Below are 15,031 nucleotides of genomic sequence, written 5' to 3' on the forward strand. Positions count from 1 at the left end.
TCCAGGAGAGTGAAAATGGGCCTGAATAATCAGTGGATGCAACGCGATCTCGCCGTGTTGTGGCATCCCTGCACCCAGATGAAAGATCACGAACAACTGCCGCTGATCCCGATCAAGCGCGGGGAAGGCGTGTGGCTGGAAGACTTCGAAGGTAAACGCTACCTCGATGCGGTCAGCTCCTGGTGGGTCAATGTGTTCGGCCACGCCAACCCGCGGATCAACCAGCGCATCAAGGACCAGGTCGATCAGCTCGAACACGTGATCCTTGCCGGCTTCAGCCATCAACCGGTGATCGAACTGTCCGAGCGCCTGGTGAAGATGACGCCGGAAGGCCTGACCCGGTGCTTCTACGCCGATAACGGTTCGTCCTGCATCGAAGTCGCGCTGAAAATGAGCTTTCACTACTGGCTCAATCGCGGCATGCCTGCCAAGAAGCGCTTCGTCACCCTGACCAACAGCTACCACGGCGAGACCATGGCGGCGATGTCGGTGGGCGACGTGCCGCTGTTCACCGAGACCTACAAAGCGCTGTTGATGGACACCATCAAGGTGCCGAGCCCGGATTGCTACCTGCGTCCCGAGGGCATGAGCTGGGAAGAGCACTCGCGCAACATGTTCGCCGCGATGGAGCAGACCCTCGCGCAGAACCATGACAGCGTGGCTGCAGTCATTGTCGAGCCGCTGATCCAGGGCGCCGGTGGCATGCGCATGTACCACCCGGTGTACCTCAAGCTGCTGCGAGAAGCCTGCGACCGCTACGGCGTGCACCTGATCCACGACGAAATCGCCGTTGGCTTCGGCCGCACCGGGACGATGTTCGCCTGCGAACAGGCCGGCATCCGCCCGGATTTCCTGTGCCTGTCCAAAGCCCTGACCGGCGGTTACTTGCCCCTGGCGGCGTGCATGACCACCGACGAAGTCTACAGCGCGTTCTACGACGACTACCCGACCCTGCGCGCCTTCCTGCACTCCCACAGCTACACCGGCAACCCGCTGGCGTGCGCGGCGGCCCTGGCGACCCTGGATATTTTCGAAGAAGACAACGTCATCGAGAACAACAAGGCGCTGGCGCAGCGCATGGCTTCGTCGACGGCGCATCTGGTCGACCACCCGAACGTGTCCGAAGTGCGCCAGACCGGCATGGTGCTGGCCATCGAAATGGTCAAGGACAAGGCCAGCAAGGAAGCTTATCCATGGCAGGAACGTCGTGGCCTGAAGGTGTTCCAGCACGCCCTGGAGCGCGGTGCCTTACTGCGTCCACTGGGTAGCGTGGTGTATTTCCTGCCGCCGTATGTGATCACCCCGGAGCAGATCGACTTCCTTGCCGAAGTGGCCAGCGAAGGGATCGACATTGCGACCCGTGACAGCGTCAGCGTGGCGGTGCCGAAGGACTTCCATCCGGGGTTCCGTGATCCGGGTTGATACCCGATGCAGTTACCTGTGGCGAGGGAGCTTGCTCCCTCGCCACAAATGCGATTCCGATCCAATTTTTAGAGACCCAGCATGAGACTGTCCCGCTTCTTTATCGACGCCCCCCTGAGCATCGGCGAGCACGAGTTGCCCGAAGCCCAGGCCCATTACATCAGCCGTGTGCTGCGCATGGCCGAGGGCGATGCGTTGCAGTTGTTCGACGGTTCGGGCCAGGAATTTCGCGCCAGGCTGGTCGACGTCGGCAAAAAGCGCGTGGTGGTGCAGATCGATGAAAGCTTCGCCGGGCAGGTCGAATCGTCGCTGCACATCCATCTCGGCCAGGGCCTGTCCCGAGGCGAGCGCATGGACTGGGCAATTCAGAAAGCCACGGAACTGGGCGTCACTGAAATCACCCCGATCTTCACCGAACGCTGCGAAGTCCGGCTCAAGGACGAGCGCGCCGACAAACGCCTGCTGCACTGGCGCCAGGTGGCGATCAGCGCATGCGAGCAATGCGGGCGCTCGCGAGTGCCGGTGATTCATCCGCCGCTGTTGTTGGCCGACTGGCTGAAGCAAACGCAAACCGAGTTGAAACTGGTGCTGCATCCAGTGGCCGAACCGCTGGTGAGCCATGCCAAGCCTTCAAGCCTGGCATTCCTGATCGGTCCGGAGGGTGGTTTGTCCGATGCCGAAGTCGATCAGGCCAAGGCCGGCGGCTTTCATGCTGCCCGCCTCGGTCCGCGGGTGCTGCGTACCGAAACCGCGCCGGTAGTAGCGCTGGCGGTGGCCCAGCAGCTTTGGGGTGATTTCTAAAAAGTAAAAAGATCGCAGCCTGCGGCAGCTCCTACAGGCTGCCGCAGGCTGCGATCTTTTGCATTTTACTGCACCGGATCACTCACCGGTTTGGCAATGATCGCCTTGAGTTCGCTGGTCATCGGGAACTCGAGGTTCAAACCCTTCGGCGGGATCGGTTGCTCGAACCAGCGTTTGTAGATGCCGTTGATCTCGCCCGAGCTGTACAGATCCGCCAACGCGCCGTTGACCAGCGCCAGGAACTGCGGGTCGTCCTTGCGCACCATGCAACTGTAGATCTCACGCGATTGCTCCTCCCCGACCACCACCCACTTGTGTGGGTCATGGGCCTTGGCGCGCTCGCCGTAGAGCAGCGCATCGTCCATGTAGAACGCCGCCGCCCGGCCTGACTGCAGCATCTGGAAGGCTTCGCCGTGGTCCTTGGCGCTGATCACGAACATGTCGATCTTGTGATCGACGTTGTAGCTTTTCAGGAAGCGCTCGTTGGTGGTGCCGGCGGTGGTCACCACGTTCTTGCCGCGCAGGTCGGCGAAGCTCTTGATCCCACTGTCACTGGCCGTCAGCAACTGGCCTTTGACGTAGATGAAACCGTAGGAGAACGCCACCTGCTTCTGCCGTTCGGCGGTTACGCCGGTGGAGCCGCACTCCAGGTCCACGGTGCCGTTCTGCACCAGTGGAATACGGGTCTGCGAGGTCACCAGGTTGTACTTCACCTGCAAGTCCGGCAGCGCCAGTTGCTGCTGGATGCGCTCGACGATCTTGCCTGCCAGATCCACCGAGTAACCCATCGGCTTACCGGTGTGATCGCCCACGTAGGAGAAAGGCACCGAAGCATCGCGATAGCCCAGGGTGATGCTGTTGGCGCTGGCGATCTTGCTCAGGGTGCCGGTCAGCGGCGCTTCATTGGCCTGAACCTGACTGCCGAGCAACAGGCCAAGCGTACAAGCGAGCAACGTGATTTTTTGCATTGTTATTCTCCGTTGTGGGTGTTGGTTTATCAGACGCGTGCAGCGATGACGGTGATTTCCACCAGCACCTGCGGGCGGGCCAGTTCGGCCTGCACGGTGGTGCGGCTCGGCGCCTGCCCCGGCGACAGCCAGGCCGACCAGACCTCGTTCATCGCGGCGAAATCCGTGGTGATGTTCTTCAGGTAAATGGTCGCGCTGAGCAGATGATCCTTGTCGCTGCCCGCCTCGGCCAGCAAGGTATCGATTTTCGCCAGCACTTCGCGGGTCTGGCCGCTGGCATCCAGGGTATCGCCCGGCACCTGCCCGGAGAGAAACACCAGGTCGCCAAAGGTCACGGCGCCGGACAGGCGCGGGTTGCTGTGCAGTCGGGTAATGGTCATTGCAATGTCCTCTTCAGAAGTCGGCGTTCAGGCGGCCCGGTGGTTGAAACCGAGCAGGTCGATGGAAGGCTCGCGCTCGCCGATCAGCTCGCTGAGCAAGCGCCCGCTGCCGCATGCCAGGGTGAAGCCCAGCGCACCGTGGCCGAGGTTGAGCCACAGATTGCGATACGCCGTCGCACCGAGCAACGGCACGCCGCTGGGGGTGGCCGGGCGCATGCCGGCCCACTCGACGGCTTCGTCGTAGGCGCCGGCATTTGGAAAGGTGTCATGGGCCTGGCGCTTGATCAGTGCCAGGCGTTTGGGGTCCAGCGCAGGGTCGAAGCCGACGATGTCGACCATCGCCGCCACGCGCAATTGCTCGCCGATGCGGGCGCAGACGATCTTGCGGTCGTAGTCGGTAATGCTCACGTCCGGCGCCCGGTGACCGGCGCGAATCGGCACGGTCAGGCTGTAGCCCTTGAGCGGATAAAGCGGCAGTTGCAGCCCCGGCAACGCCAACAGCGGGCTGCGGTGGCCGGCGGCGATCACCAGTTGCTCGACCGGCAGCACGTGTTCGCCCAGTTCGATGGCGTTGACGCTGCCGTTGCTGTGGCGAATGCCGGTCACCGCTTGCCCGAGGAGAAACTCGCAACGGCCGGACGCCTTCAGTCGTGCGGCCAGTTGCTGGCAGAAACCGTGGCAATCGCCGACCTCTTCGTCCGGGGTGTAGATCGCCCCGACAAAGGGCGCATCGGTCAGCGCCGGTTCCAGCTGCGCGCATTCGGCCGGCGACAACACCTGCTGTTGCTGCGGGTCGGCCAGGCCCTGACGCGCATGTTCGAAGCTGCTGTTCTGGCGGAAAGTCACCAGTTTGCCATTGCGCCGCCACTGGAATCCCGCCAATCCGTCGTCCTCGCGCCAGGACTTCAAGGTGTCCTGGCTGAACAGCGCCAGGCGCAGCAAGTGCGCGGCGTTCTCGCGGTTGACCGAGCGGCGGCAGGCGCCGAGGAACGACGCCATCCAGCGCCACTGGGCCGGGTCGAAGCGCGGGCGCAGCTTCAGCGGTGAATCGCCGCGCAGCATCCAGCCGATGGCTTGCCAAGGCACACCGGCGTCGGCCAGGGGCGCGACATAGCGATAGGACAACTGGCCGCCGTTGGCGAAGCTGGTTTCGCTGCCCAGCGAGTCCCGTGCCTCGACCACCGTCACCTCGAAGCCGTCGCGCACCAGCGCATAGGCCGTTGCCAGGCCAATCACGCCGCCACCGATGATGCACACACGCTGAGCCATGTCGGTCCCTAAATACGTTGTGAAGACAAGGCCAAGGTTAGAGCCAGGTGACAGACGTTGAACAATGCATAAAGATGGCAACCCCATAAACAAAGGTTATGGACTTGCCATGCGCCTTCGCCATATCGAAATTTTCCAGGCCATCCGCCAGACCGGATCGATCAGCGCTGCCGCGCAATTGCTGCACGTCTCGCAACCAGCGGTGAGCAAGGTGTTGCAGCACGCCGAGCAGCAATTGGGCTTCCCGTTGTTCCTGCGGGTACGCGGCAAGTTGCAGGCGACGCCGGAAGCGCTGGAGCTGGAGCGCGAGGTGGACAAGGTCAGTGAAAGCCTGCAAGGCGTGCGACGCCTGGCGCAGAGCCTGCGCCGTGAACCCGGCCACAGCCTGCGCATCGGTGCCACCCCGGCACTGGCCCTGTCATTGCTGCCGCCGGCCATACACGAGTGGACCGGGCGTTACCCGGACATCGTTTGCGAACTCTCCAGCGCCCACAGTCGCGAACTGGTGCAGAACCTGTTGATGCGCGAAGTGGATGTCGCCCTGACCCTGCAACGCCCAGATCACCCGGGGCTCAAGGCCCAGGCGCTGGCGTCCGGCGTGCTGGTGGCGCTGGCGCCGAGTGGTTACTGGCCTCAGGAAGAGGCGGGTAAACCGTTGCCGCTGATGGCGCTGGCGGATGCACCACTGATCGGTTTATCCAGCGCTGATCCGCTGGCCGCGCGACTCGACAGTTACCTGGAAGCGGTCGAACCGCCGCCGCGGGTACGCATCGCCGTGCAAACCTACTCACTGGCACGGGCGATGGTGGAATCCGGCGCGGGCCTGGCGGTGATCGATCCGTTCACCGCCCTTGGCGCCTCTTGCGCCAGCACAACCATCCGCCCTCTGGCACCGCCGCTACCCATCACCCTGTACGCAGTGACCCGCGCCGCCGAACCACCGCCCCACACCTTGAACGACCTGTTGCAGGTGTTCAGCCGTCGAGCCCGGGAGCAGCTGGATCGCCTGGTCCCGGTACAGCCTTAAAGGACATAAAAGAAAATCGCCACAAAGTGCAGCAGGCTCCCGGCGATCACGAACAGATGCCAGATGCCGTGGGCATGGCGCAGTCGATGATCGAGGGCAAAAAAGATAATCCCGACGGTGTACAGCACCCCGCCCGATGCCAGCCACGCAAACCCGACGACACCCAGCGCCGCGAGCAGCGGCTTGACCGCCACCAGCACGATCCAGCCCATCACCGCATAAATCACGATCGACAGAATGCGTGCTTCCGAACGCGGCTTGATCTCCTGCAGGATGCCGATCAGCGCCAGTCCCCAGACAGTCCCGAACAACGTCCAGCCCCACGGCCCGCGCAGGGTCACAAGGCAGAACGGCGTGTAGCTGCCGGCGATCAACAGGTAGATCGAAAAGTGATCGACCTTCTGCATGATCGCTTTCTTGCGCCCGCGCACGCTGTGGTACACGGTCGATGCGCTGTATAGCACCAGCAAGGTAAAGGCGTAGATTGCCATGCTGACAATCTTCCACGGGCTGCCGTCGAGACTGGCCAGCACAATCAGCCACACCCCGCCGACAAACGCCGCCACTGCCCCGACCAGATGCGTCCAGGCGTTCAGTCTTTCCCCGTGATACATGCGTTACTCACCTCGAATTTCATCACCGCAACGCGCAAGGCTCAGGCTTCAAGCGTAAAAGCGCAATGTTTCCGTACGTCATGATCCCTGTAGGAGCTGCCGAAGGCTGCGATCTCTTGATTTGGATTTTTCAAGATCAAAAGATCGCAGCCTTCGGCAGCTCCTACAACGCTCCGTGTTTACCGGGCACAATTGACCGATACCAAAAAGAGTCCGCCCCATGCTGATCGATGAAGAGTTGACCCTGAAAAAACTCGAGGTGTTCCTGGCTTTCATGCGCACCGGCAACCTGGCGCGGGCCGCTGCCGAATTGCAGACCAGCAATGTCAGCGTGCATCGGGCGATCCATTCCCTGGAAAGCGCCCTGCGCTGCCCGTTGTTCAAGCACGAAGGCCGCAGCCTGACGCCGCTGGAAAGCGCTTATGTGCTGGAAGAGCGGGCACAGAAGCTGATTCAGGACGTGGTCGAAAGCGTGCGCCTGACCCGCGAGGCCGCCGGTTTCTCCGCCGAGCGCTTCAAGTTGGGTTCACTCTATTCGCTGACAGTGAAGACCGTGCCGCAACTGATCATGGGCCTGAAGATCCGCCGCAGCGAGCTCAACATCGACCTGATTCTGGGTTCCAATATCGACCTGCTCTACAAGCTCAAGAACATGGAAGTCGATGCGGCCCTGGTGTCGCTGGACGACAGCGTCAACGATCCGGATTGCGAGCAGATCCCGCTGTTTTCCGACGACATCTTCCTCGCCACCCCCGCCGATTCCAAGTTTGCCCAGCGAACCGAAGTCGACCTGGCCGAAGTCCGCGACGAAACCTTCATCACCCTGACCCAGGGCTTCGCCACCCATCAGGACGGCAAGCGGGTATTCGAGCAGGCAGGGTTCGAGCCGAAGGTGGCGATGCAGGTCAACGACATCTTCACCCTGCTGAGCATGGTCAGTTCGGGCGTGGGTTATGCATTGCTGCCGGGGCGGATTGCGGCGGTGTACGAGAACCGGGTGAAGCTGATCCCGCTGCAGGAAAAGTACCGCTTGCAGCAGCACATTGGCGTGGTGTTCCTGAAGGCCAAGGAGCGTGATCCGAATCTGCTGGCGTTGCTGGCGGAGTGTCGGATGTATGCCAATCGGCAGGTTTGAGACCGTGTCGCGGCCATCGCGAGCAAGCTCGCTCCTACAGGAACTGCGCTGTCCTTGTAGGAGCCGGCTTGCCGGCGAAGACGTCAGATCAGACAACTCAGGATTTGCGGCTACCCGACAATCCCGCGAACAATGAAGAACAGCAGCGAAGGCCCCAGCAGACAGCCCAGCCCGGTGTGGAAGGTCGCGGTCAGCGCGCCATAAGGCACCAGGCGCCGATCCGTCGCCGCCAAACCGGCGGTCACGCCGCTCACGGTGCCGGCCAGCCCGCCGAACACCATCGCCGAACGCGGGTTATCCAGGCCCATCCAGCGCGCCGCCATTGGCGTGCCGACCATCACCAGAATCGCCTTGATCAGGCCGGTGGCAATCGACAGCGCCATCACATCCGAAGTCGCACCGATTGCCGCACCGGTCACCGGCCCGACGATGTAAGTCACCGCACCGGCGCCAATGGTGGTCATGCTCACCGCATCGCGATAACCGAAGGCCCAGGCCATGCACGCGCCGACAATAAATGGCAGCACCGTGCCCAACAACAGCGCGATCACGCCGATCAAGCCGGCCTTTTTCGCTTCCGTGGCCTGCACCTCGAATGCCGTGGCAACGATGGCGAAGTCCCGCAGCATGGCGCCGCCCATCAGCCCGATGCCGGAAAACAGCGTCAAATCCGCCAGGCCTTTTTGTCCGCCAGTCAATGTGCCGCCGACCCAGGCCAGCACCAGGCCGATGACGATAGCAATCGCCGAACCGTGGATGCGTCCGAAAGTCAGGCGTTTGGAAAGAATGACCGACACCCACATGATGATGCCGACGAAAGCGAATGCTGTGACCAGGCTGTTCGTGGCCAGGCCTTTCTCGATGAGTTCCCACATATCAGCGACCTCCTGCCGGTGCGCCAACCGGCGTTACATCCGCCGGTTCATCGGGCAAGGGTTCGCCTTTGTGGGTCCGGCTGATCAGGGCAATGGTGCAGCCGCAGACCACCACCGAGCCGATCGCCGCCAACACCGCCACCGGACCACCATGCAGCGCCGTGACCACGTTTTGTTGCGCCGCCATCGCCACCACCACCGGAATGTACATGGCGCCCCAGAAGCCGACACCCAGCTCGCAATCCTTGGTCATGCCGCCACGCTTGTGCATCCACAACCGCGCGCAGATCAGCAGGATCATCGCGATCCCGACACCGCCGACGTTTGACTTCACTCCCAGCAACACACCGAGCATGTCACCCATGATCACCCCTGCCAGCGTACAGATCGCCAACAGCGCCACACCGTAAATAATCATTGTTGTAGTCCTCAAAGTGCATTTCGAATGTTGTTTTTGTTGTTCGAAGCCTTAAGCCGGGTGATTTAAGAGTGGCGGCTTCCCTCCTCACGCATCAGCGCCTGCAAGGTATCGAGCCGTGCACCGTCGAAGGCAATCACGGTGCCCTGCTCGAACACCCGGCGCGCCAGCCCGGTCAGCACCGCACCGGGCGGCAGTTCGATCTGTAGACGTACGCCGCGCTCGTAGGCGCTTTGTACCGTGCCGCGCCAGTCAACGATGCGGCACATGTTGAAGGCCAGGTCGTCACGCAAGGCTTCAGGCTTGATCAGCGGACGCGCACGACTGCTGCTCAGGTAGCCGATCTTCGGGGTTTGCAGCGGCACCTTGGCGAAGGCTTCGGCCAACCGTTGCGCAGGGGCCTCAAGCAATGGGCAATGGGACGGCACGCTCACTGCCAGACGCTTGGCCAAGCCTGCTCCGTAACCTTTCGCCAACTCCGCCACCGCTTTCATCGCCGCGTCGCTACCGGCAATCACCACCTGGTTATCGGCGTTGATATTGGCCAGATAAACCGGCATTTCTACGCAGTACACCCGGGCCAGCAATCCTTCCACCGTGGCCAGGTCCAGACCGATGATCGCGGTCATGCCGTAGCCCTGTGGATAAGCGTGCTGCATCAGTTCGCCGCGCAGGCTGACCAGATGCAACGCATCGCTGAAACCCAAGGCACCAGCCACCACCGCTGCCGGATAAGCGCCGATCGACAAGCCAGCCACGTAGTCCGGGGCCATGGCCAGCTGACGTGAAGCGGCGACTCCAGCAATCAGCAGGCAAAGCTGAACCGCCCTCGTCGACTGCAACGCCTCGGCAGAATCCAGCTGCGTGACATCTTCGCCGAGCAGGTCGCTCGCCTCGATCAACGTTTCCCGAGGCAAACGCGCCAGCATTCCGGGTTGTTGCGCACCCTGGCCGGGGAACACCAGCAAGCTGCTCATGCTGCTTGCTCCTGTAGATTCCACGGATCAGTGATCAGGCTGGCCTGAGTGGCACTTTTCAACAGGACCCGCGACGAAGCACCGGCCCATTCGCGCAAGGCAACGGCGCCCGACGGTGTCTGCAATTGCAGGTCCACGCGGCACACGGCGGCGTCGAGAACGGCCGCCAACGCCTGGGCGCCGACACGACTCATCGGACGTGGCGTACGCAGGATCAGATCGAGATCGCTGCCCGTGTGCAAAGCGGCAAATCCACTGGCCAACTCGAACCCGGCGCTTCCGCTGACACCCCAGACCCAACCACTGTCATCGAGGTACGAGCGCAGCTGCTCCAAGGCCCGCAGCGCCGGGAAATCGCGCTGCCCTTGAACATGGCAGAGTTCTTCCGGCCGCACCTGCCGCGTAATGGCAGCGACTTCCATCACCGCCGCAAATCGCTGTTCGCGCAGCGGCCCGCGCACGCCCACCGCCACCTGCCCCGCCGCGCTCAAGGCGCGACGGACCACCACCGGTTGACCAGCACTAATCGACTCGGTTACCCACGCAGGCGCATCCGTCGGCAACTGCTGCGGGGTCATGCCCCACAGCAGGTCATGGGCCAGTAGCGTGTTCACCACTGCGCTCTCAGCAATTGGCGAACCTTGCTCGATGCCGCACGGTTGGCCGCACCGAGACGACCACTGAGATCTGTACCCTTTTCAGCGATATCGCCCATCGCCTGACCCAGGCACTCAGTCACCCGCGCCAGATCCGCCGCAGTCGGCTGCTCGATCTGTTCCACTGACAAGGTTTCCCACAGCAGCCCGAGGCTGGCATAGCTGTCGATGTCATAGGCCATCGGTGGTACGCTGGCGGCCAGGGCTTCGAGTTCTTCGACGCTACGCAAGGTCACCCGCGCCGCCGACGCCTTGCCCATGGCATGCACCATCACCCCCGGATCGCGCAGGGCGATCAAGCGATTGGCCTGATAGCCGTGGGCCAGAAATGCCCCGGACATCGCCTTGCCCACCAGCAGACCAATCACCGCATGACCAGCGAGACGGGCACGGGCATAACTGTCCGCCGCGGCGGCCAGCGCCTGATGAATGCCGAGGGCTTCCTCGCGTCGACCGTAAGCCTGGCTCGGCACGTCGACGATGGCGAAAAGGGCGCGTTTGTGTGCTTTGTTCTGATCGGCGGCAATGACTTCATCCACAGCCTTGGCCAGGCCCCAGCCTTCGAGCAAACCCACTTCGCCGTTACGGGCACGGACGAAGCGGTTTTCCGGGTCAGCCACCACCGCGATGAAACGCACAGGCTGATCGCCAAGCGCTCCGTCCGCGACCTTCAGCGAAGCCGGCAAGCCCTCGACTGCTTTCGCCCCGGCACTCAAGGCGTTGAACCAGTTCAAACCACGCAGGGAATACGGACTCATGGGCGTTCTCCTTGGTACAGATCGCGAACCACGGACGGCTCGATTTGCGATTCGGCGTCCAGACGCGCCAGGCGTTGCAGGAACAACTCGGCCTGCCGGCTGCGCGGCTGTGCAGGCAAACCCTGATGGAGCAACTCAGCCACCTGTTGGCGAATCTGTGCCACATCGTCATCCACGTAACGATCCACCAGACCACTGGCGAAACGCTGTTCACCACCGGTCAGGCTCCAGATGAAGGGCCTGTCGCGGGAATCGTATTCTTCGAGTCCGGCTTCTTGCTCGATCACTTGCGGACCATTCAGGCCAAGCCGCGCTTCCTGGGTCACCAACAGGTAGCTGCACAAGCCGGCGGCAATCGACATGCCGCCAAAGCAGCCGACGCTGCCCGCCACCACACCGACCACGGGTTGGTGCTGCTGCAAGTCGACAATCGCCGCGTGGATGTCGGCAATGGCTGCCAGGCCGAGGTTGGCTTCCTGCAAGCGCACGCCGCCGGTTTCCAGCAGCAGCACGGCGCGGGTCGGAATGCCGTTGCGGTTGTCTTCGGCGGCCAGTTCCAGTGCACCGGCGATTTTTGCTCCGCCGACTTCACCGAGGCTGCCGCCCTGGAATGCGCCTTCGATGGCCGCGATCACCACCGGCAAACCATCGAGATTACCCTTGGCGATCACCACGCCGTCGTCGGCTTGCGGCACCACACCCTGGCGCGACAGCCACGGCGACATGATCCGTTGAAAGGGATCGAGCAGTTCGCGGAAGGTGCCGACGTCGAGCAACGCCTTGGCCCGTTGCCGCGCACCGAGTTCGACGAAACTGTGCTTGTTGAGCAGAGATGCGCTGTCAGTCATGGCCAATCTCCTCGAAGCCTTGTTCCAGACGCAGGCGCACCACACCGGGCGTCGCGCCGAAATCGTGGATATCGATATCCATGGCCGGTGGCGTCTGGCCGTCGAACATCCGTGCGAACAGATGCTGCCAGCGTTGCTCGCTGCCATTGACCGAGGTCTGCACGTTGATCGTCAGCTTGCCGGCCTGACCCGGTTCGATCAGCACTTCCAGATCACCCGAGCCGACACAGCCCACCAGGGTGCGGCCGCGTGGTGGCTGCCCGGCGGGGAATTCAAAAGATAAGGTTTCCATCAAAACACTCCCTGGATGAGGCCGTCGCCAGACGCGATACGGTCGATGAACAGGCAGGCTGCGAGCAGGTCGGCAGCACCGCCGGGCGAGGCATTCAACGCGATGAGTTGTTGGTCCAGCTCATGCAGGCGGCGACGTCCGCCGAGGCTGGCACTGCCACCGGCATCGAGCACCGCCCGGGCACCCAGTTGCATGGTGTTCAGGCCTTCTTCACCGGCGCGGTAAAGCACACAGGTGTCGGCCAGATTCGTCATGATCGCCAGCAGCGCATCGAGCCGGGCGTTGTGTTCGCCATGACCGGCGGCGCGGCTGCGCAGCAGTTGTGGCAGAGCACGTTGGGTCACAGCCGGAAAACCGAGTTGCGCTTCTTCACGAGCACCGCGAGCGCCATAGCGTTGGGCGACTTGCGCACCGTGACTGAGCGGACGTGGTGCAAAACGGTCGTCGAGCAAGGCCAACCGCGCAGCACGTATCGCCACGCTATTGGCGCTGCAGGATTGAGGTTCCAGTGCAGCGGCAGTGACCAACAGGCCCAAGGCCCAGATCGCCCCGCGATGGGTGTTCACGCCGCCGGTGGTGTCGAGCATCGCTTGCTCGCCTTCGCGACCAATGCGGCCCACGGCTTCGCGCAGGGGCGAGCCGACTTCGCCGAACTCGATGGCTGCTTCAGCCATTTCTTTAAAAGCCGGCCACAACGACAACGCCGAAGCGTGCATCAGCCCCAGGTGTAAATCGGTGTGGGCGCCATTGCCGCGACGGTCGACCAGTGCCGGTTTCGGCGACAGATCAGCTTCGTCGATCAGTGCGTCCACCGCCAGGTCCGCCAGCCGTTCGGCCAGGCTCAGGCTTTTGGGTTGCAGGTTAAGTGCGTGCATTACCAGCTCCTGAACTTGGCGGGCGGGTTGTAGAGGCCACCGGACCATTCCACCAGATCGGCCACGCTTTTCGCCGCGAGCAATTCGCGAGTGGCATCGGTGCGGCGGATGCCGAGGTCTTCGGGCAAGGCGATCAGGCCTTCGCGACGCATGCGTGCGGTGTCTTTGGGGTTGTGGCGCAGGCCGATGGCGGTTACCCCGGCGACGGCGGCGATCATCGCCTGGCGCTCTTCCAGCGAGCGCGCCTTGTACAGGTAGGCGATACCTTCTTCTGTCAGCAGGTGGGTGACGTCGTCGCCATAGACCATGATCGGCGCCAGTGGCATGCCGCTTTTCTTCGCCACATCGACCGCATCGAGGGTTTCAACAAAAGTCGGTTTGCCACCCTCCTGGAAGGTTTCGACCATCTGCACCACGAGTTTCTTACCGCGTTCGAGCATGGGCTCGGCCACATCGGTGTTGCGCATGTCGAGCCAGGCCGGCGTACCGTGACGACGACCGCGCGGGTCATGGCCCATGTTCGGTGCGCCGCCGAAACCGGCCAGGCGTCCGCGCGTCACGGTGGAAGAATGACCGTCGCCATCGACTTGCAAAGTCGCGCCGATGAACAGGTCCACCGCGTATTGCCCAGCCAGTTGGCTGAACATCCGATTGGAACGCAGGGAGCCGTCGCGCCCGGTAAAGAACACGTCCGGCCGTGCCGCAATGTAGTTCTCCATCCCCAACTCAGTGCCGAAGCAATGCACGCTTTCGACCCAACCGCTTTCAATCGCCGGGATCAGCGTTGGATGCGGGTTGAGCGTCCAGTTGCGGCAAATCTTGCCTTTGAGGCCGAGGGATTCGCCGTAGGTCGGCAGGATCAGTTCGATGGCGGCCGTGTTGAAACCGATGCCGTGGTTGAGGGACTGCACATTGTGTTTTTCGTAGATGCCGCGGATCGCCATCATCGCCATTAGCACGTGCACCGGCTTGATGTGCCGTGGATCGCGGGTGAACAGCGGTTCGATATAGAACGGCTTGTCCGCCACCACCACGAAGTCGACCCAGGAGGCGGGAATGTCTACACGCGGCAGGTCGCTGACGTCGTCCACCAATTGGTTGACCTGAACGATGACGATGCCGTCGCTGAAGGCCGCCGGCTCGATCAGGGCCGGGGTGTCTTCGGTGCTCGGCCCGGTGTAGATGTTGCCCGCGCGGTCGGCCATGAACCCGGCCGACAGCACGACGTTGGGAATCAGGTCCACCACCAGCCGTGCGTAAAGTTCGATGTAGGTGTGGATCGCGCCGATTTCCAGCAGGCCGTCTTCGAGCAACTGGCTGATGCGCAGGCTTTGAGTGCCGGCGAAAGAGAAGTCGAGCTTGCGCGCGATGCCGCGCTCGAACAGATCCAGGTGCTCGGTGCGCCCGACGCTGGGCATGATCATGTGCAGGTCATGCAGCTTTGCGGGATCGGCCTTGGCCAGGGAACGGGAAAGGAAATCCGCCTGCTTCTGGTTATTGCCTTCGAGCACCACGCGGTCGCCAGGCAGGATCAAGGCCTCCAGCGCCGCGACGATGTTGTCGGTGGGCAACACCACGCCGTCGGCAAGCCCTCGCACCAGCTCGAGGCGCCGCTGCTTTTCGCTGCGCCGCCGCGTCCATCGCGAGTCGGGGGATATTGTTGTTGTCATGACCACTCCACGGGTTCGCTGTCGTGGAGCTACCTTAGGAGTGTTG

At 62.7% G+C, this 15,031-nt stretch carries 17 protein-coding genes; 4 read left to right on the top strand and 13 right to left on the bottom strand.

The window, feature by feature from the left end; genetic code table 11:
* Nucleotides 1-15 precede the first annotated feature (15 nt).
* Together C8K63_RS12690 and C8K63_RS12695 are read left to right on the top strand one after the other, a co-directional pair.
* Entirely contained in the window at nucleotides 16-1,422 is a 1,407-nt protein-coding gene (locus C8K63_RS12690) for an adenosylmethionine--8-amino-7-oxononanoate transaminase (RefSeq protein WP_108217024.1), read from the top strand.
* Nucleotides 1,423-1,503: 81 nt separating this feature from the next.
* Nucleotides 1,504-2,223 carry a 16S rRNA (uracil(1498)-N(3))-methyltransferase gene (locus C8K63_RS12695; protein ID WP_108217025.1) on the top strand — a complete coding sequence of 240 codons (720 nt, stop codon included), beginning with the start codon at nucleotides 1,504-1,506 and terminating at the stop codon, nucleotides 2,221-2,223.
* Nucleotides 2,224-2,288: 65 nt separating this feature from the next.
* Here the strand turns inward: C8K63_RS12695 and C8K63_RS12700 are convergent, their stop codons facing one another.
* From C8K63_RS12700 to C8K63_RS12710, 3 genes are read right to left on the bottom strand one after another with little or no spacing between them, the layout of a single operon-like run.
* The gene (locus tag C8K63_RS12700; RefSeq protein ID WP_108217026.1) at nucleotides 2,289-3,191 is read right to left on the bottom strand and encodes a transporter substrate-binding domain-containing protein; all 903 of its coding nucleotides are present in this window, start codon (nucleotides 3,189-3,191) and stop codon (nucleotides 2,289-2,291) included.
* Nucleotides 3,192-3,220: 29 nt separating this feature from the next.
* Nucleotides 3,221-3,571, bottom strand: a complete 351-nt coding sequence (locus C8K63_RS12705; protein WP_108217027.1) for a RidA family protein — start codon at nucleotides 3,569-3,571, stop codon at nucleotides 3,221-3,223.
* Between the two features lie 27 nt (nucleotides 3,572-3,598).
* Complete coding sequence (locus tag C8K63_RS12710; RefSeq protein WP_108217028.1) at nucleotides 3,599-4,840, bottom strand: D-amino acid dehydrogenase; 1,242 nt, start codon at nucleotides 4,838-4,840, stop codon at nucleotides 3,599-3,601.
* Nucleotides 4,841-4,949: 109 nt separating this feature from the next.
* On the opposite strand from C8K63_RS12710, the gene C8K63_RS12715 reads away from it, so the two are divergent.
* Complete coding sequence (locus C8K63_RS12715; protein WP_108217029.1) at nucleotides 4,950-5,867, top strand: LysR family transcriptional regulator; 918 nt, start codon at nucleotides 4,950-4,952, stop codon at nucleotides 5,865-5,867.
* Here C8K63_RS12715 and C8K63_RS12720 read toward each other — a convergent pair.
* Nucleotides 5,864-6,481, bottom strand: coding sequence for a hemolysin III family protein (locus tag C8K63_RS12720; protein ID WP_108217030.1), 618 nt, complete (start codon nucleotides 6,479-6,481; stop codon nucleotides 5,864-5,866). The genes C8K63_RS12715 and C8K63_RS12720 overlap by 4 nt on opposite strands.
* 220 nt (nucleotides 6,482-6,701) lie before the next feature.
* Here C8K63_RS12720 and C8K63_RS12725 point away from each other — a divergent pair, with 220 nt between their 5' ends.
* On the top strand, nucleotides 6,702-7,616 hold the full coding sequence (locus C8K63_RS12725; RefSeq protein ID WP_090451917.1) for a LysR substrate-binding domain-containing protein: 915 nt from the start codon (nucleotides 6,702-6,704) through the stop codon (nucleotides 7,614-7,616).
* A gap of 110 nt (nucleotides 7,617-7,726) precedes the next feature.
* Here the strand turns inward: C8K63_RS12725 and madM are convergent, their stop codons facing one another.
* The 9 genes from madM to mdcA form a co-directional block, all read right to left on the bottom strand.
* Complete coding sequence (gene madM / locus C8K63_RS12730) at nucleotides 7,727-8,491, bottom strand: malonate transporter subunit MadM (protein ID WP_108217031.1); 765 nt, start codon at nucleotides 8,489-8,491, stop codon at nucleotides 7,727-7,729.
* A 1-nt stretch (nucleotide 8,492) separates the two neighbouring features.
* Nucleotides 8,493-8,909: a malonate transporter subunit MadL gene (gene madL / locus C8K63_RS12735; protein WP_108217032.1), complete on the bottom strand. Its 417-nt coding sequence runs from the start codon at nucleotides 8,907-8,909 to the stop codon at nucleotides 8,493-8,495.
* Between the two features lie 65 nt (nucleotides 8,910-8,974).
* Nucleotides 8,975-9,886 carry a malonate decarboxylase subunit epsilon gene (gene mdcH, locus C8K63_RS12740; RefSeq protein WP_108217033.1) on the bottom strand — a complete coding sequence of 304 codons (912 nt, stop codon included), beginning with the start codon at nucleotides 9,884-9,886 and terminating at the stop codon, nucleotides 8,975-8,977.
* A complete protein-coding gene (locus C8K63_RS12745; protein ID WP_108217034.1) occupies nucleotides 9,883-10,503 on the bottom strand; it encodes a malonate decarboxylase holo-ACP synthase in 621 nt (206 codons plus the stop codon). Before C8K63_RS12745 ends, mdcH begins: the two co-directional genes overlap by 4 nt.
* Nucleotides 10,497-11,300, bottom strand: coding sequence for a biotin-independent malonate decarboxylase subunit gamma (mdcE, locus tag C8K63_RS12750; protein ID WP_108217035.1), 804 nt, complete (start codon nucleotides 11,298-11,300; stop codon nucleotides 10,497-10,499). Before mdcE ends, C8K63_RS12745 begins: the two co-directional genes overlap by 7 nt.
* Nucleotides 11,297-12,148, bottom strand: coding sequence for a biotin-independent malonate decarboxylase subunit beta (locus C8K63_RS12755; protein WP_108217036.1), 852 nt, complete (start codon nucleotides 12,146-12,148; stop codon nucleotides 11,297-11,299). The genes mdcE and C8K63_RS12755 overlap by 4 nt, the downstream gene beginning before the upstream one ends.
* A complete protein-coding gene (locus C8K63_RS12760; protein ID WP_007975424.1) occupies nucleotides 12,141-12,440 on the bottom strand; it encodes a malonate decarboxylase subunit delta in 300 nt (99 codons plus the stop codon). Before C8K63_RS12760 ends, C8K63_RS12755 begins: the two co-directional genes overlap by 8 nt.
* The gene (locus C8K63_RS12765) at nucleotides 12,440-13,315 is read right to left on the bottom strand and encodes a triphosphoribosyl-dephospho-CoA synthase (RefSeq protein WP_108217037.1); all 876 of its coding nucleotides are present in this window, start codon (nucleotides 13,313-13,315) and stop codon (nucleotides 12,440-12,442) included. The genes C8K63_RS12760 and C8K63_RS12765 overlap by 1 nt, the downstream gene beginning before the upstream one ends.
* On the bottom strand, nucleotides 13,315-14,985 hold the full coding sequence (mdcA, locus tag C8K63_RS12770) for a malonate decarboxylase subunit alpha (RefSeq protein ID WP_108217038.1): 1,671 nt from the start codon (nucleotides 14,983-14,985) through the stop codon (nucleotides 13,315-13,317). Before mdcA ends, C8K63_RS12765 begins: the two co-directional genes overlap by 1 nt.
* Between the last annotated feature and the right edge of the window lie 46 nt (nucleotides 14,986-15,031).

Origin of the sequence: Pseudomonas sp. GV085 (assembly GCF_003050925.1) — a bacterium.
Taxonomy (GTDB): Bacteria; Pseudomonadota; Gammaproteobacteria; order Pseudomonadales; family Pseudomonadaceae; genus Aquipseudomonas.